Source organism: Pseudomonas sp. FG43, from assembly GCF_057809175.1.
Map to the genome: position 1 here is coordinate 161,745 of NZ_JBMDJL010000003.1, position 17,623 is coordinate 179,367.

At 58.3% G+C, this 17,623-nt stretch carries 16 protein-coding genes; 14 read left to right on the forward strand and 2 right to left on the reverse strand.

Features of this window, described 5'->3' with window-relative positions; all coding sequences use genetic code 11:
* The first annotated feature begins 50 nt into the window (after positions 1–50).
* A complete protein-coding gene (locus ACODS3_RS05810; RefSeq protein ID WP_489033680.1) occupies positions 51–1,097 on the forward strand; it encodes a LacI family DNA-binding transcriptional regulator in 1,047 nt (348 codons plus the stop codon).
* 127 nt (positions 1,098–1,224) lie between these two features.
* Here the strand turns inward: ACODS3_RS05810 and betT are convergent, their stop codons facing one another.
* A complete protein-coding gene (gene betT / locus ACODS3_RS05815) occupies positions 1,225–3,183 on the reverse strand; it encodes a choline transporter BetT (RefSeq protein ID WP_236124185.1) in 1,959 nt (652 codons plus the stop codon).
* 270 nt (positions 3,184–3,453) lie between these two features.
* Positions 3,454–4,407, reverse strand: a complete 954-nt coding sequence (epsC, locus tag ACODS3_RS05820; RefSeq protein ID WP_201018907.1) for a serine O-acetyltransferase EpsC — start codon at positions 4,405–4,407, stop codon at positions 3,454–3,456.
* 197 nt (positions 4,408–4,604) lie between these two features.
* Between epsC and ACODS3_RS05825 the strand changes: the two genes are divergently transcribed.
* The 13 genes from ACODS3_RS05825 to ACODS3_RS05885 all read left to right on the forward strand — a co-directional run bounded on the left by ACODS3_RS05825 (position 4,605) and on the right by ACODS3_RS05885 (position 17,488).
* On the forward strand, positions 4,605–5,603 hold the full coding sequence (locus tag ACODS3_RS05825; RefSeq protein WP_304574705.1) for a D-cysteine desulfhydrase: 999 nt from the start codon (positions 4,605–4,607) through the stop codon (positions 5,601–5,603).
* Between the two features lie 149 nt (positions 5,604–5,752).
* On the forward strand, positions 5,753–6,550 hold the full coding sequence (gene tcyJ / locus ACODS3_RS05830) for a cystine ABC transporter substrate-binding protein (protein ID WP_201018909.1): 798 nt from the start codon (positions 5,753–5,755) through the stop codon (positions 6,548–6,550).
* A complete protein-coding gene (tcyL, locus tag ACODS3_RS05835) occupies positions 6,547–7,215 on the forward strand; it encodes a cystine ABC transporter permease (protein ID WP_201018910.1) in 669 nt (222 codons plus the stop codon). Before tcyJ ends, tcyL begins: the two co-directional genes overlap by 4 nt.
* A gap of 3 nt (positions 7,216–7,218) precedes the next feature.
* On the forward strand, positions 7,219–7,962 hold the full coding sequence (tcyN, locus tag ACODS3_RS05840) for an L-cystine ABC transporter ATP-binding protein TcyN (RefSeq protein WP_304574704.1): 744 nt from the start codon (positions 7,219–7,221) through the stop codon (positions 7,960–7,962).
* 578 nt (positions 7,963–8,540) lie between these two features.
* On the forward strand, positions 8,541–9,266 hold the full coding sequence (locus tag ACODS3_RS05845) for a hypothetical protein (RefSeq protein ID WP_201018912.1): 726 nt from the start codon (positions 8,541–8,543) through the stop codon (positions 9,264–9,266).
* A gap of 507 nt (positions 9,267–9,773) precedes the next feature.
* Positions 9,774–10,946: an SfnB family sulfur acquisition oxidoreductase gene (locus ACODS3_RS05850; RefSeq protein WP_489033833.1), complete on the forward strand. Its 1,173-nt coding sequence runs from the start codon at positions 9,774–9,776 to the stop codon at positions 10,944–10,946.
* A 24-nt stretch (positions 10,947–10,970) separates the two neighbouring features.
* Positions 10,971–12,164 carry an SfnB family sulfur acquisition oxidoreductase gene (locus ACODS3_RS05855; protein ID WP_304574702.1) on the forward strand — a complete coding sequence of 398 codons (1,194 nt, stop codon included), beginning with the start codon at positions 10,971–10,973 and terminating at the stop codon, positions 12,162–12,164.
* Positions 12,164–13,525 carry an LLM class flavin-dependent oxidoreductase gene (locus ACODS3_RS05860; RefSeq protein ID WP_489033684.1) on the forward strand — a complete coding sequence of 454 codons (1,362 nt, stop codon included), beginning with the start codon at positions 12,164–12,166 and terminating at the stop codon, positions 13,523–13,525. The genes ACODS3_RS05855 and ACODS3_RS05860 overlap by 1 nt, the downstream gene beginning before the upstream one ends.
* Before the next feature lie 92 nt (positions 13,526–13,617).
* Complete coding sequence (locus ACODS3_RS05865) at positions 13,618–14,406, forward strand: MetQ/NlpA family ABC transporter substrate-binding protein (protein ID WP_198724076.1); 789 nt, start codon at positions 13,618–13,620, stop codon at positions 14,404–14,406.
* 1 nt (position 14,407) lies between these two features.
* Positions 14,408–15,529: a methionine ABC transporter ATP-binding protein gene (locus ACODS3_RS05870; RefSeq protein ID WP_489033687.1), complete on the forward strand. Its 1,122-nt coding sequence runs from the start codon at positions 14,408–14,410 to the stop codon at positions 15,527–15,529.
* Complete coding sequence (locus ACODS3_RS05875) at positions 15,519–16,163, forward strand: methionine ABC transporter permease (protein ID WP_198724071.1); 645 nt, start codon at positions 15,519–15,521, stop codon at positions 16,161–16,163. Before ACODS3_RS05870 ends, ACODS3_RS05875 begins: the two co-directional genes overlap by 11 nt.
* 64 nt (positions 16,164–16,227) lie before the next feature.
* Positions 16,228–16,854 (forward strand): class I SAM-dependent methyltransferase, encoded by a 627-nt coding sequence (locus ACODS3_RS05880; RefSeq protein WP_489033689.1) that lies wholly within the window; start codon positions 16,228–16,230, stop codon positions 16,852–16,854.
* A 166-nt stretch (positions 16,855–17,020) separates the two neighbouring features.
* Positions 17,021–17,488, forward strand: a complete 468-nt coding sequence (locus ACODS3_RS05885) for a hypothetical protein (protein ID WP_489033691.1) — start codon at positions 17,021–17,023, stop codon at positions 17,486–17,488.
* The last annotated feature ends 135 nt before the right edge of the window (positions 17,489–17,623 follow it).

Consider the following 17,623-nt stretch of genomic DNA (forward strand, 5'->3'; position numbering starts at 1 on the left):
CTGAAAAATTACCTTTATATTCTTTTTTCTTTTATACGAAGTGACTGCACATGGCTGACGAGATTCCTGCGACACGCAAACGCCGAGGCGCAGGCCGCGTGACCATCACTGGCGTGGCAAAGCAGGCAGGTGTTTCGGCCATTACCGTGTCGCGTTATTTCAACCAGCCGGATCAGGTTTCCCCCGAACTGCGCGAACGCATCGCCGCAGCGGTCAATCAACTGGGCTATGTACCCAATCTGGTGGCAGGAGGCCTGGCATCGGCGCGCAGCCGGGTCGTGGCCATGGTGATTCCCAACATTTCCGGCCCGATCTTCGCCAACACCATTCAGGGCTTCAGCGATACCTTGAGCAAGCACGGCTTCCAGTTGCTACTGGCCTCCAGCTACTTCTCCACCGAACAGGAAGAAAGCGCGGTACGGGCATTTCTGGGCTGGTCACCGGCAGCGCTGGTGCTGACCAGCCGCTTTCACAGTGCTGCCACAGAGAAAATGATCGAGCAGGCGGATATCCCGGTGATCGAAACCTGGGACCACCAACCTGGTCGCAGCCCGATCCAGATCGGGTTCTCGCATTACGAAGTGGGCGTCACCGCTACACGTTATCTGCATGACAAGGGCTACCGACGAATCGCCTTCGTGCAGAACAGCATGGCAGGTGACTTCAGTGCTCTGGAACGTCGTGACGGCTACATCGCCACCCTGGAAACATTCGGCCTGAAACCCACAGTCTTCGTCCCGGATGAAGGGCTGGCACCCTTCGAGGCAGGCAAACAGGCGATGGATGCGCTCATGAGCCGCGAAACCAGGCCCGACGCCATCTTCTTCGCCAACGACAACCTGGCCGCCGGTGGACTGCTCGCCAGCCAGCGCGCAGGCCTGCAAATACCGAAGGACTGCGCGGTCATGGGCTTTGGCGACTACGCCTTCGCACAAATGATGATGCCCAGCCTCAGCACCATCAAACCACCCGCCCTGGAAATCGGCGTCCTGGCTGCACAGCGCGTACTGGAAAGCCTGGGCGTACTGCCGCTGGAAGGGGAAATACAAAGGCTGAACCTGCTCGATTGCAGCCTGATTGAGAGGGAAAGTACGTGAGAATGTAGCTGCAAGTTACAAGCCGCAAGCTACAAGCTACAAGCTACAAGCTACAAGCTACAAGCTACAAGCTTTTGACTTGAGGCTTGAGGCTTGCAGCTTGCCCCTTGCAACTTGCAACTTGCCCCTACCTCACCAAATGCAAGAACTGCATATGCCGTTCGTACTGGTCCAGTATGTCGTTGATGACCTGTTCCTTGGTGTAGCCCACCAGATCGTAGTCCTGGCTGCCTTCGCTCAAGTGGACTTCGGCTCGGTAGTAACGACGGTTGTTCAGTTGTTTCGAGCCCATGCCGCCGCGGGCGAATGACGGGGTGAAGAAGCCTTTCATCTGCACCTGGTAAATGAACGGTCGTTCTTCGCCGTGGCCGATTTCCAGGCTGACGGAGTCGTTGGATGGATCGGGTTGAGTATCGACACTCAGGCCTTTCTCAACGAACACCGCAGTCACTTCTTCAATCGCAGGGCGCACGGTCTGGTCGAGGAAGCGATAGACCTCGTCACGCGATGGATAGTGCACGGCCTGGCTAAGGCGTTGTCGCCAGCCTCCACGTCGCGCACCGGAAGCCGGAGCCAGCGAGTAGGTCTGGGCGATCTGGCGCTGGCTCTCCATGAAGAACGCCTTGTGCAGCCCCCACATCATCAGCAGCAGAATCAGCGAGAACGGCAGCGAGGTCAGCACGACGGCGGACTTCAGCGCATCGATGCTGCCGGAGAACAGCAACCCGCTGGTAATCACCGCTGTCGCCACACCCCAGAACACACGCAGCCATTTCGGACCGTCTTCGTCCGGGCCGCCGCCCTTGGCCGACAGGGTAGACAGCACTACAGTGCCCGAGTCCGCCGAGGTGACGAAGAAGACAAAGCTGATGAACACCGTCACCGCAATGACAGTCTTGCTCCATGGATAGGTTTCCAGCAGCAGGTACAGGGTCATCGACGGATCATCGATGGCTGACTGTCCCAGCGCAGTCATGCCGTGGTTGAGCACTTGCTCGATGGCGCTGTTACCGAATATCGACATCCAGGCGAGGGTGAAACCCAGCGGGATCAGCAGCACGCCAAAGACGAATTCGCGAATGGTCCGGCCACGAGAAATACGCGCAATGAACAGGCCTACGAAAGGCGCCCATGCAATCCACCAGGCCCAATAGAACACTGTCCAGCCGCCCAGCCAGCCATTGGCGTCGCTACTGTAGGCATAGACATCGAAACTCTTGGTCGGCAGCGCGCCCAGATAGTCGCCGATGTTCTGCACCAGCGTGTTAAGCAGATGTTGAGTCGGGCCGGCGAACAAGACGAACAGCAGCAGTGCGCAGGCGAGCAGCATGTTGATGTCGGACATGACTCGCACGCCCTTGTCGACGCCCGAAACGGCTACCAGAATTGCAGCGCCCATCATCAACGTGATCAACCCGACCTGAATCCATTGGGTATGGGACACGCCGAACAGGTAATCCAGCCCCGAGTTCAGGTGAAGCACGCCGAATCCCATATCGGCGCCAAGACCAAAGATGGTCGCGATGATGCCAAAACCATCGACGGCATAACCGATAGGGCCGTTGATACGCTTGCCGATCAGCGGGTACAGCGCCGAGCGCAAGGCCAGCGGCAAGTTGTGCCGATAGGCGAAGTAGGCCAGTGCCATGCCGACAAAGGCAAATACGCCCCAGCCATGCAAGCCCCAGTGCAGGAACAGCAACTGCATGGCCTGACGCGCAGATTCAGTGGTTCCGCCCTCGCCCTGCGGCGGTTGCAGCATGTGGGTCAGGGGCTCGGAGACACAGAAGAAGAACAGCGTGATGCTGATCCCGGCGGCAAACAACATGCCCGCCCATGACAGATAGCTGAACTCGGGCTCGTCGTGGTCGGCACCGAGCTTGATCTTGCCGTAGCCAGACAAGGCGGTGACCACCACGAAGACCAGATACAGCGTCATGGCCAGCATGTAGTACCAGCCGACCGTATTGGCCGCCCAGTTCTGCGCTGCCAATAACCATTCGCCGCTGGCTTGCGGGAAAGCAATTACGGTGACGCCAAAGATCAGGATGACACTCGCGGCAAAGTAGAACACCGGAGCATTCATGCGGACCTGGCCGCTGGATGGGGAAACGGACGTACTCATGAACGGCACGCCTCTGCTTCAAGACAAAAAGCGCCATAAAAAGAGGGGAACACGGGAAGGACTCCTGGTATGAGCGGGCAGAAAACTACCTGCAAAAAACAAATCGCATACAGGGGAATGCGGGCTCAGACCGGGATATGACGCACGATGGCGCAGGATCGTTCCCTACGCCAAGGAGCAACAGTGGCAAGCGGCAAGCCACAAGCTTGAAGCTTGAAGCTACCAATTCTCTTACTTCTGAGTTCCATCATCCTGCTGCAGCAGGTTGGCCTGGGTCAGGTTGCAACCGGCCGGGACGCTGCGGGTCAGCCAGACGTTGCCGCCGATGGTCGAACCCTTGCCAATGGTGATACGCCCCAGAATGGTCGCACCGGCATAGATCACCACGTCGTCTTCGACGATCGGGTGACGTGCATGGCCTTTCTGCAACTGGCCATCTTCGTCTGCCGGGAAACGCTTGGCGCCCAATGTCACCGCCTGATAGATCCTGACCCGCTCCCCGATAATGGCCGTTTCGCCAATCACCACGCCCGTGCCATGGTCGATAAAGAAGCTCGGCCCGATCTGTGCGCCAGGGTGAATGTCGATGCCGGTGGAGGAATGGGCGATTTCCGAACTGATACGCGCCAACAGAGGCAGGCCGGCACGATACAGGTGATGCGCCAACCGGTGATGGATCACCGCAAGAATGCCCGGATAGCACAACAGAACCTCATCGACACTGCGCGCCGCCGGATCGCCATGATAGGCAGCCAGCACGTCGGTATCGAGCAGCAGGCGAATGGCCGGCAAGGCAGTGGCGAAATCCTGGATCAGTTCCAGCGCCCGTTCGTCGATCCCCTGAGTCTCGCCGCCCTGTTGATGCGCCACGTAACGCAACTCCAGCCGAGCCTGGGCCAACAGCGCATTGAGCGCCACATCCAGGGTATGACCGACGTAGAAATCCTCGCTTTCTTCGCGCAGATCCACCGGTCCCAGACGCATGGGAAACAAGGCACCGCTCAAGGCTTCGAGAATCTCGCCCATGGCCGCCCGGGAAGGCAGCTCCCGACCACCATGTTCACCGCTCACCCGCCTGTTGCGAGTACGCCAGTCTTCACGCGCTGTGCGCAACTGGCTGACGATCCGCTGCAACTGCCAATGGCTGGAGCGGCCTGGGGCAGGTGCTTCTGGAATATCGCTCACGCTGAACTCTCCTTGATTCAAAGAAGGCAACCCGATGATGGTGGCCACTGCGGCCTCCACTCTACGGCAAACATTTGTGCGGAAAAAATAACAATTTGCGTAGGGCTTTAACCCCCTTGTCATAAAACATCGTGGGTTGCCGTGCAGGAAACCTCTGCATATAGTCCGATAACTCCCTTCTCGGCTTATCTACCACGATGATCAAAAAACAGCTGGCACGTTTCAATCGCCTTGACCTGATCGGCGCTCCCACCCCGCTGGAAAAGCTTGAGCGCCTGTCGACCTGGGCGGGCCGTGATATCTATATCAAGCGCGATGACACCACGACCCTTGCGCTGGGCGGCAACAAGGTACGCAAACTGGAATATCTGGCGGCCGACGCACTGGCTCAGGGTGCCGACACACTGATCACAGCCGGCGCAATCCAGTCCAACCATGTGCGCCAGACCGCAGCATTGGCCGCTCGTCTCGGGCTGGGTTGCGTTGCGTTGCTGGAAAACCCCATCGGCACTGAAGACACCAACTACCTGCACAACGGCAATCGCCTGCTGCTGGATCTGTTCGACGCCAAAGTCGAACTGGTGGAAAACCTCGATAACGCCGATGAGCAACTGCAAGCCCTGGCCGCCCGCCTGCGCACCAGTGGCAAGAAGCCTTACCTCGTACCGATTGGCGGCTCCAGTGCCGTAGGCGCACTGGGCTATGTGCGTGCCGGGCTGGAACTGGCCGAGCAGATCAAGCAGACCGGCCTTGATTTCGCCGCCGTGGTACTGGCCTCCGGCAGCGCTGGCACCCACAGCGGTCTGGCCCTGGCGCTGGCTGAGCAGTTGCCCGAACTGCCCGTGATTGGCGTCACCGTTTCCCGCAGCGAAGAAGCCCAGTTCCCCAAGGTCCAAGGCCTGGCCGAACGTACCGCCGAGTTGCTTGATGTCGCACTCCCCCCCGCCTTCAAGGTGCAACTGTGGGACGAATACTTCGGCCCGCGCTATGGTGAACCTAACGCAGGCACGCTCTCGGCAATCAAACTGGTGGCCAGCCACGAGGGGCTGCTGCTTGATCCGGTCTACACCGGCAAGGCCATGGCGGGCCTGCTCGATGGCATCGGGCGTCAGCGCTTCAATGACGGTCCGCTGATCTTCCTGCACACCGGTGGTGCGCCAGCGTTGTTTGCTTATCCGGGTGTGTTCAGCAGCTAATGAAGCGGCGCTGACGCATATACCGAAAGAAAAACTGAAGATGCTTTTTAGTTCTTTTTGTTTATAAGCAACTCGATTTATATTCGCGACCGCCACACGCTGTCGCCAGGTCTGACTTGCCTGACATCTCATACAAACAAGGGGCTCGCATGAACATTTCCGCTATTCGTCGCACGTTTCTCTTCTCGGCTCTGAGCCTGGTGCTCGGCACCGGTATTGCGGGGCAAGCCATGGCAGGTGAACAACTGCAAAAGATCAAGGACAGCGGTACCCTCAATGTGGGTCTGGAAGGCACTTATCCGCCGTTCAGCTTCGTGGACGAAAACGGCAAACTGACCGGCTTCGAGGTCGAATTGTCCGAGGCTCTGGCCAAGGAGCTTGGCGTCAAGGCCAAGGTGCAACCGACCAAATGGGACGGCATCCTCGCCGCTCTGGAGTCCAAGCGTCTGGATCTAGTGATCAACCAGGTCACCATTTCCGACGAGCGCAAGAAGAAGTACGACTTCTCCCAGCCCTACACCATCTCCGGTCTTCAGGCGCTGACCCAGAAGAAAAACGAAGACACTATCAAGACCCCTCAGGATCTGGCGGGCAAGAAAGTCGGTGTCGGTCTGGGCACCAACTATGAGCAGTGGATCAAGACCAATGTCCCGACTGCCATCGTCAAGACCTACGACGATGATCCGACCAAGTTCCAGGACCTGCGCGTAGGCCGTATCGACGCCATTCTGGTCGACCGTCTGGCGGCTCTGGAAATTGCAGCCAAGACCAAGGATGCCTTTGGTGTAGCGGGTGCTCCGTTCTCCCGCCAGGAATCCGGTATTGCCCTGCGCAAGGGCGAGCCTGAATTGCTGGACGCCATCAACAAGGCACTCGACAAGCTGCGTGCCGACGGCACTCTGGGCAAACTGTCGCAAAAGTACTTCAACGCTGACGTGACCAAATGATCGAAGAGGGTCTGAAACTCGTAGCAGACTCTGCGCCCTTTCTGCTCAAGGGCGCGTACTACACGGTCATTCTCAGTCTTGGCGGGATGTTTTTCGGATTGCTGCTGGGCTTCGGCCTGGCACTGATGCGCCTGTCGCGTTTCAAGCTGGTGAGCTGGACGGCACGTATCTACGTGTCGTTCTTCCGTGGCACACCGCTGCTCGTGCAATTGTTCGTGATCTATTACGGCCTGCCTCAACTGGGAATCGAACTGGACCCGCTGCCTGCAGCGCTGATCGGTTTCTCGTTGAACATGGCTGCCTACGCCTGTGAAATCCTGCGCGCTGCCATCGGTGCCGTAGAGCGCGGGCAGTGGGAAGCGGCGGCCAGTATCGGCATGACCCGCTGGCAGACCATGCGTCGGGCGATCCTTCCGCAAGCAGCACGTACTGCCCTGCCACCGCTGGGCAACAGTTTCATTTCTCTGGTCAAGGACACGGCCCTGGCCGCTACGATTCAGGTGCCGGAGTTGTTCCGTCAGGCACAACTGATCACCGCCCGAACCTTTGAAATCTTCACCATGTACCTTGCCGCCGCGCTGATCTACTGGGTCCTTGCATCGCTGCTCGCGCACCTGCAAAACCGTCTCGAAGCGAGGGTCAATCGGCATGATCTGGAGTCTTGAAGCATGATCGTGGTTGAAAACCTCACCAAGGAGTTCAAGGGCCAGCAAGTGCTCAAGGGCATCGACCTGCGCATTGAAGCCGGGGAAGTCGTGGCAATCATCGGCCCCAGCGGCTCGGGGAAAACCACGTTGCTGCGCTGCCTGAATCTGCTTGAAACACCCACCAGCGGGACGATCAAGGTAGGTGACATCCAGATTGATAGCAGTCGCACCTTGAGCCAGCAACAGAACCTGATCCGCCAGTTGCGCCAGCAGGTCGGGTTTGTGTTCCAGAACTTCAACCTCTTCCCCCATCGAACGGCGCTTGAAAATGTCATCGAAGGCCCGGTGGTGGTCAAGAAGGTTGACCGGGAAAAGGCCATTGCTCTGGCCCGGCAGCTGCTGGCCAAGGTCGGGCTGTCGGGCAAGGAAGATGCCTATCCGCGTCGTCTGTCCGGTGGGCAGCAGCAACGGGTCGCGATTGCCAGGGCATTGGCAATGGAACCCCAGGTCATCCTCTTCGACGAACCCACCTCTGCGCTGGACCCGGAGCTGGTCGGCGAAGTGCTGACGGCCATTCGGGCACTGGCCGAAGAAAACCGCACCATGGTTATCGTCACCCACGAGATGAGCTTTGCGCGGGATGTCGCCAACCGGGTGATTTTCATCGACAAGGGCGTGATCGTTGAGCAAGGAGAAGCCAAGGCCTTGTTCGCCAACCCGAAGGAAGAACGTACCAGGCAGTTTCTGGAACGAACCAGAACCTGACCCTGAAAGCAGCCCACCACACAAGCAGCGTCCCGATGGCGCTGCTTTTGCCGACATTACATTTCCACACGAATTGATCGATCAACATCCCTGGCAGGTGAACGCCTCAAAGCCCGGGAAAAATATCGAATTGATTTCTTGAACCCTCCCCGCCTCACGATCAGCCCTTCATCCTGCCCCGACACGCACAAATCTCCCTCCTGCGCCTGCTCATCAGGTAGTTGTTGTTCATGTAACGAACATTACAGGGCACATCTTTGTAGTAGGACGTTAGTTTGTTTAAAAGTAAACAGCCTCGGTATATCGATGTAGGAATTATCTATTTTTTCAAAAGCTCCTCATCGCCCTCCATTCGCATATTGACACTCGCACACAAAACCCATTAGCTCACTCCAAATAACAGATATGGCATCACTGCAAGTTTCAAGTACGGTCTTACAACACCTTGCAATGTTTGCCACAGCTCCAAACTTCAAGGTACTTATCAACTCATACTTTCAGACCATGCGACCACAGAAAAACCGCACAGGCGATAACAACCCGTTACTGGCACTTCTGTTAACCAAGAGTATTCGGACATGAGCCACACCTATTGCAACCCCGCTTCCTCGAAGCTTTCACCCCCCTTCATTCCCCAGGCCAGCCGTCACGGCATCGGGGTGCGGATAGCGTCTCATTTGATGGTTCATATTCATCCCTATAACGATATGGATGAAGGTGACCTGATCGAACTGTTCTGGGATGGCTGCTACGTCGCGTCGAAAATCCTTACGGCCTCCGACATCGATCAGAACATCGCCCTGCGTGTACCGGAAAGCTTTCTGCAAAACGGCAAGGCACGTACCTATTACAAGATGATGAAAGTGGGCGGGGCTCCTGTCACCTCGCCCACCCGCAAGATATGGGTCAAGCTGGATGCACCTGGCGGTCAGTTGCTGGACCCCATCGAGGAAGAAAACCAGGGGCTGGCTCCGTTGTCCCTGCCACCTTCGGTCGTACGTCGCGGCTTGAGCAGCAGGCACATGAACAGCGGACTACCGATCACGATCGAGCCCTACCTGAACATGGCTCCCCATGACGAAATCACCCTGCGCTGGGGTGACCTGCGCATGGATCTGCCACCTCTGACTCTCGAAGACATTGGGGAGCCCATCGATCTGGTCGTACCTGCAACATTGATACGCGAAGCAGGCTGCGAAAAACTGGAGGCTACTTATTGTGTCATTGACCGTGTAGGAAACAACTCGCTTTGGGCACCACCACGCGAAATAAAAATCCGGACTTCAGGTGAACTTGTCCGGTGATGTTGAATAACGCCTATCTTACTGTACGCCAGCCTTACATGATTCGGACTCTGATCATGGACCGCTGGCGTCTTTCACATACACTCTATTTTCTGAAAGAGTGCTGAATGATGAAAACCTGTTCATCCACTCATTACAAAAACACATATAAATACATACAACTAACATGGAGTAATATTTCCACATGGCCTGACTGACAAGTCAGTACTTGTGACGCCACCCAAGGGGTCAGCCAGCGCCTTCTGAATCGCCAACATTTGCCATCTATGCTTATTCCAAAAAGCACGTTTTAAAAAAATTGATACAAGATTAGGGTATATAAACCGGACCACCGGACATCGTGATGTTTTCTTGCTGCCCCTTGGGCGGCGCCCCCGTAACGAGGTTCCGATGGTTTCTTTCACAATTACCCCCGTGGATAACACCAGGGCATTACCTAAAAACACTGCCCAGCACACCTCGGCTCCACAAGAGCCAGATGTTGCGCCCTTGCTACTACCGGCCAAGGTGTTGCACAACGACGCCCAGGCCATTGCCGCCGCCCATGAGCTGGCAGGCATCGCACGCCTGAATGCAGCCAGAAGGGATCAGGAACGCAGGCTGCCCTGGTCGGAAATCGAGCAGTTCACCCGTAACGGGCTGGGCAGCATTTCCGTTCCCAAGGCTTATGGCGGCCCGCAGGTTTCCTTCGTGACCATTGCCGAAGTATTCCGGATCATCTCGGCTGCCGACCCTGCACTCGGGCAGATCCCGCAGAACCAGTTCGGCATCCTTCATCTGCTGCAGGACGGTGCCAACGAACAGCAAAAGAAGTCCCTGTTTCAAAGCGTCCTCGATGGCTGGCGCATCGGCAATGCCGGGCCCGAGCGGGGTACGAAAAACACGCTGGAACTCAAGGCACGCATCACTGCCGACGGCGACCGTTTTGTCATCAATGGCCAGAAGTTCTATTCCACTGGCGCCCTGTTCGCCCACTGGGTAGCGGTCAAGGCCCTGGACGACGAAGGACGGCAGGTCATGGCCTTCGTGAAACGCGGCGCGCCGGGCCTGAGCATCGTCGATGACTGGTCAGGCTTCGGCCAGCGCACCACGGCCAGTGGCACGGTATTGCTCAATAACGTACCGGTGGAAGCCGAGCACGTGATCGACAACTGGCGCCTGGCGCTGACTCCGAATATTCAGGGCGCCGCCTCACAACTGATTCAAGCTGCCATTGATGCAGGTATCGCTCGCGAGGCCATCGACGAGGCCATCACCTTTGTGCGCGAGCGTGCTCGTCCATGGGTCGATGCCAACGTCGAGCGAGCCAGTGACGACCCTTATGTCATCGCTGATATCGGCAAGCTGAAACTCGACCTGCATGCCGCCGAAGCCCTCTTGCGCAAGGCCGCCCAGACCCTCGACGAAGTGAATGCTGCGCCAATCGACGAAGACTCCGCAGCCCGCGCCTCCATTGCAGTGGCCCGCGCCAAGGTACTGACCACGGAAATCTCGTTGCTCGCCAGTGAAAAGCTGTTCGAGCTGGCTGGCAGCCGCGCCACCCTGGCGCAGTTCAATCTCGACCGCCACTGGCGCAATGCCCGCGTCCACACCCTCCATGACCCGGTGCGCTGGAAATACTATGCCGTCGGCGCCTGGCATCTGAACGGCACCCTGCCCGCACGCCACTCCTGGATTTGAACCAGACAACTGGAGAACATCGTTATGAGCTTCACTCCACCCCCTGTCGTGATCACCAGTGACGCGCAGGCCCTGCAAGTGGCCAGCGAACTGGCGCAGACATTCACCACCGACAGTGCCCTGCGTGACCGCGAACGCCGTCTGCCGAACCCCGAACTCGACCTGTTCAGCCAGTCCGGTCTGTGGGGTATCAGTGTGCCAAAAGCCTTTGGTGGCGCGGGCGTGTCCAATGTCACCCTGGCCAAGGTCGTACAGATAATCGCCCAGGCTGACGGCTCGCTGGGGCAGATCCCGCAGAACCACTTCTACGCCCTTGAAGTGCTGCGCGTGAATGGCAGCGAACGGCAACAGGCACGCCTGTATGCCGAAGTGCTGGCCGGGAAACGCTTCGGCAATGCTCTGGCAGAACTGGGCACCAAAACCGCCAGCGAGCGCACCACACGTCTGGAGCGTGATGGCGACGGTTATCGCATCAACGGTCGCAAGTTCTACGCCACCGGAGCGCTGTACGCACAGCGGATTCCGACCTCAGTCATTGACGACCAAGGCATTCAGCAACTGGCTTTCGTTTCTCACGACAGCGCCGGTCTTGAAGTGATCGACGACTGGAGCGGCTTCGGCCAGCGCACCACCGGCAGCGGTTCGGTGGTGTTTGAAAATGTGTATGTCAGCGCCGAGGATGTCATCCCGTTCCAGAGCGCTTTCGAGCGCCCGACCACAGTCGGCCCGCTGGCGCAGATTCTCCATGCGGCCATCGATACCGGCATTGCCCGTGCAGCCTTTGAGGACGCGCTGGCATTCGTGCGCACTCGCACACGCCCGTGGATCGACTCCGGCCTGGAAAAAGCCGTGGACGACCCATTGACCCTGCACAGCTTCGGCAAGCTGGGCATCCGCCTGCATGCAGCCGAAGCCTTGCTCGAACGGGCTGGCGAGTATCTGGACACAGCCCAGGCCGACAGCAACGACCAGACCCTGGCCGCTGCATCCATCGCCGTAGCCGAGGCCCGTGCCATCAGCACGGAAATTTCTCTGGAAGCAGGAAGCAGACTGTTTGAACTGGCCGGCAGCCAGTCGACGCTGGCCGAACACGGGCTGGACCGTCACTGGCGCAATGCCCGCGTACATACCCTGCATGATCCGGTGCGCTGGAAGTATCACGCCATCGGTAATTACTACCTCAATGAGATCAACCCTCCACGCCGGGGGACCATCTGATGGCCAAGAAGAAAATCCTGCTCAATGCGTTCAACATGAACTGCATCGGCCATATCAACCATGGGCTGTGGACACATCCACGGGACAACTCCACCCAGTACAAGACCCTCGAATACTGGACCGAGCTGGCACAACTGCTGGAGCGCGGCCTGTTCGACGGGCTGTTCATCGCCGATATCGTCGGCGTATACGACGTGTATCAGAACTCGGTCGACGTCACCCTCAAGGAGTCGATCCAGTTACCGGTCAACGACCCGTTGCTGCTGGTGTCGGCCATGGCAGCAGTCACCAGAAACCTGGGCTTCGGCCTCACTGCCAACCTGACCTATGAAACGCCTTATCTGTTCGCGCGACGCATGTCGACGCTGGACCATCTGAGCCGTGGCCGGGTGGGATGGAATATTGTCACCGGCTATCTCGACAGCGCGGCCAGAGCCATGGGCCTGACCGAGCAGGTCGAACATGACCGCCGCTACGATCAGGCCGACGAATACCTGGAGGTGTTGTACAAGCTCTGGGAAGGCAGTTGGGAGGACGGCGCGGTCATCAATGATCGCGAACAGCGCATCTATGCCCGGCCAGAGAAGGTCCACAAGGTTCGGCACAAGGGCGAGTTCTATCAGGTGGAGGGTTATCACCTCTGCGAACCGTCACCGCAACGAACGCCGGTACTGTTTCAGGCTGGCAGCTCGGAACGAGGCTTGCAGTTCGCCGGACAGAATGCCGAATGCGTATTCATCAGCGGCCAGAACAAGGCCGCGACACGTGAGCAAGTGGACAAGGTCCGCGCCAGCGCCGTAGCCGCCGGACGCAACCCCGACAGCATCAAGGTGTTCATGGGCCTGAACGTGATTGTCGGAGCCACCGAAGCCATTGCCCGGGAGAAATACGACGAATACCGCAGCTACGCCAGTGCCGAAGCCGGCGTGGCACATTTCGCGGCCTCGACCGGCATCGACTTCGCCGAGTACGAACTGGACGAGCCTATTCAGTATGTGAAAAGCAACGCCATCCAGTCCGCGACGAAAAACCTCAAGAACAACGACTGGACCCGCCAGCGCCTGCTCGACCAGCACGCCCTGGGCGGCCGCTATATCACCTTGGTCGGCTCGCCTGAACAGGTCGCGGACGAACTGGAATCCTGGATCGAGGAAACTGGTCTGGACGGCTTCAACCTGACCCGCATCGTCACCCCGGAAAGCTATGTGGACTTCATCGACCTGGTGATCCCCGAACTGCAACGCCGTGGCTCGTACAAGACCGCTTATGAAGACGGCAGCCTGCGCAAGAAGCTGTTTCCCGAAGGCAATGCACACCTGCCAGACAACCATGCCGGATCAAGACACCGACTTCGCGACTGAAGTCGCTCCTACACAATCCCCGTAGGAGCGAATTCATTCGCGAAAAGGCTAACCACACGCTCCCCAAATTTTTCAAAACAACGGACAACACCATGAAAAAACCTTTTATCGCACTGGCCCTGAGCCTGTTGACCCTCACCGCTCACGCCGCTGATGCGCCGTTGAAAGTCGGCACCACCGCCGCTTTCGCCATCCCGCTGGAAGCTGCTGTAGAAGAAGCCGCCAAGCAAGGCCTGAAGGTCGAACTGGTGGAGTTCACCGACTGGATCGCCCCCAACGTCACCCTCGCGGCCGGTGATATCGATGTGAACTACTTCCAGCACATCCCGTTCCTGACCAACGCCAACGAGGCCGCCGGTTACAACCTGGTGTCCTATGCGCCGGGCATCATCAATAACGTCGGGCTGTACTCCAAGAAGTACAAAAGCTTCGATGAACTGCCCACCGGTGCCACCGTGGCCATCGCCAACGACCCGATCAACAGCGGTCGTGGCCTGCAACTGCTGGCCAAGGCTGGCCTGATCACCCTCAAGCAAGGCGTGGGCTACAAAGCCACCGAAGAAGACATCACCGCAAACCCGAAGAAGATCAAGATCATTCAGGTCGAAGCCGTGCAACTGGTGCGCGCCTACGATGATGCCGACCTGGTCCAGGGCTACCCGGCCTATATTCGCCTGGCCAAGACCTTCCCGGCCGACTCGGCCATTCTGTTCGACGGCCTGGATCACCCGGAATACGTGATTCAGTTCGTGATCAAGCCTGAGCGCAAGGACGATCCGCGCCTGGCAAAGTTCGTCGATATCTATCAGCACTCCCCGGTGGTGCGCGCCTCTCTGGACAAGGTCAACGGCAAGCTCTACCAGCCGGGCTGGAAGGAATGACATGAACGCACTCGCGCAACGGCAACAGCCGACCGCTCCCGGACATTCGGCCAGCCAGGCCGAATTGCACCCGGACCTGAATCACGCCCATGTGCGCTTCAGCAACCTGGGCAAGACCTACCACGGCCAGCAAGGCCCGGTGCAAGCGCTGAGCAACATCGAACTGGCGATCCAGAAAGGTGAAATCTTCGGCATCATCGGGCGCAGCGGTGCAGGCAAGTCATCGCTGATCCGCACCATCAACCGCCTGGAGCAACCCAGCATCGGCCGGGTGCTGATCGATCAGGTGGACATTGGCGAGTTCAATGAAGACAAGCTGGTAGAACTGCGCCGACGCATCGGCATGATCTTCCAGCACTTCAACCTGATGTCGGCCAAGACCGTGTGGCAGAACGTCGAGCTGCCACTCAAGGTCGCAGGCGTTCCCAAAGAGCAACGCCATCGCAAGGTCACTGAATTGCTGGAGCTGGTTGGCTTGCAGGACAAGCACAAGTCTTACCCGGCTCAGCTCTCCGGCGGGCAGAAACAGCGTGTCGGTATTGCCCGGGCGCTGGTACACGATCCGGCCATCCTGCTGTGCGACGAAGCGACCTCGGCGCTGGACCCGGAAACCACTCAATCGATCCTGGGCCTGCTGCGCGAGATCAACCAGCGCCTGGGCCTGACCATCGTGCTGATCACCCACGAGATGTCGGTGATCCGTGATATCTGCAACCGTGTGGTGGTGCTTGAAAAAGGCCAGGTGGTCGAGCAAGGCCCGGTGTGGCAAGTGTTTGGCAACCCGCAGCATGAGGTGAGCAAGACCTTGCTCGCGCCCCTGCAACTCGGCTTGCCGAAAGCCTTGCTGGAGCGCCTGGCACCGCAACCGGCTCACCCGGACGCCGCGTTGCTGCTGGATCTGAGCTTTACCGGCGTCAGTGCCGAAGAGCCGGACCTGGCTGCATTGTTCACAGCCCTCGGTGGTCAGGTGAAGTTATTGCAAGGTGGCGTGGAGCGTATTCAGGAGCGTGCCGTCGGGCATCTGATCCTGTCGATTACCCGTTCGCCACACAGTCGAGACGAATTGCTGGCTCGCGCACGTCAACATGCGCCCCAAGCGGAGGTACTGGGTTATGTGGGTTGATCGTTTGCTGCAAGGCGTGCTCGATACCTTTCTGATGGTCGGCGTATCCTCATTCGTAGCCCTGCTGCTGGGCATTCCGATGGCGGTGATTCTGGTTACCAGCTCCAAGGGCGGCATCTACGAAGCACCGGTACTGAATCAGGTGCTGGGCGCCTTCGTTAACCTGTTTCGCTCGATCCCGTTCCTGATCCTGATGGTCGCGCTGATCCCGTTCACCCGCCTGATCGTCGGCACCAGTTATGGTGTCTGGGCGGCCGTGGTGCCGCTGACCATTGCAGCAACCCCCTTCTTCGCCCGCATTGCCGAAGTCAGCCTGCGCGAGGTCGATCATGGCCTGATCGAGGCCGCACAAGCCATGGGCTGCCGCCGCTGGCATATCGTCTGGCACGTGCTGCTGCCTGAAGCGTTGCCGGGAATCGTCGGTGGCTTCACCATCACTATCGTCACGATGATCAACTCATCAGCCATGGCAGGCGCCATCGGTGCCGGCGGGCTGGGCGATATCGCCTACCGCTACGGTTATCAGCGCTTCGACACACAGATCATGCTGACCGTGATCGTATTGCTGGTGGTGCTGGTTGCCGCCATTCAACTGGGTGGCGACCGGCTGGCGCGGGTTCTGAACAAACGCTGAGTAATTGCTTCGCACCGGGCTGGAGGTATATTGACGACCTCCATTGCCCGGACAACCGCTCGCCATGAAGCTCGACGCCCAAGACCTCGCCCAAATCACCGCCATTACCGTCGGCCATTACAACCAGGTGGCCGAAGACTTCCGTGAAGGCACCCGCGATCACGACGTCAGCCAGAATATTGCCGCTCTCTTGCGACATATCCAAGCGCCGACGCCCTGGCAGATTCTGGACTTTGGCTGCGGACCGGGCCGTGACCTGAAAACCTTCAGCGCCATGGGGCACATTGCCGTCGGCCTGGACGGCAGCGAACGTTTCGCGCAAATGGCTCGCGCTGACAGTGGATGCGAAGTGCTGCAACAGAACTTCCTAGAGCTGGACCTCCCCGCCGCTCGATTCGACGGCATTTTCGCCAATGCGGTGCTGTTTCATGTGCCCCGCCAGGAGTTGCCCAAAGTCCTGCGTCAATTGCACGCCACGCTCAAGCCGGGCGGCGTGCTGTTCAGCTCCAATCCAAGAGGCCAGAACCAGGAAGGCTGGAAAGGCGAGCGCTATGGCTCGTATCACGATCTGGAATCATGGCGCGAACTGCTGAACGAGGCGGGTTTCGTGGAGCTTGAGCATTACTACCGTCCGACCGGCTTGCCAATGGAACAGCAGCCCTGGCTGGCGAGTGTCTGGCGCAGAAATTGAGCACGCCATCGACTTGACGAAAGCATTCAACTCCTATTGCGTGCCTTGCGTGACTGGCATTTTTGTCAGTATCAGCGCAGCAGCATGGCGCTTAGGATGAGCTCCAGAAAAAGGTGTTCGCACCCAATTAATCGGACCCGAATGTTAATCGATCAAGGAGATGATCATGGCAATTCAATATATTCAGAACGGCAATTTCAAAGACGATTTCAACTATTGGAAAGGGCCAGTGGGTTTTGACCCCGGCCTTGAGCGTTACGGCTTCGGACAAAGCATCCTGTTACCGGTTGCGACCAATATCAGCCAGGCCCTGCCGGACTTGCCGGGTAAGGCCCTGCTTATCGAGTTTGACGCACTCAGCGCAGATGCAGCCGTGGAGGACGCCTCGTTTGTGGTCAGTGTCGGAGGCTTCAGGGCTGACGGTGTAATAATGGTTTCGCCTGTCACCGGCATGGCGACAGCGGACTGGCAGCGTTTCTCGGTCAACATGTATTTCGAGGACGATCTGACTTCCTGCTTCCTGAACGTATCGACCCCTCGCCCGGCCATATCCGCCAGCTCTCCAGGCGTCAGCCAGACCATGAGCCCTGTGCGGTTTGGCGACTTCAGCCTGGTTGAAAGCGATATCGGCTGACGCGGGACAAGCCGTGGGAGTATTGCTGACCAGTTAAGGTCATAAATCACTTTGTGGGATGCAGCTTGCTGGCGACTTCACGTACAGACACAGAATATCTGCCGGTTTTCAGGCCTTTTTCGCCAGCAAGCTGCC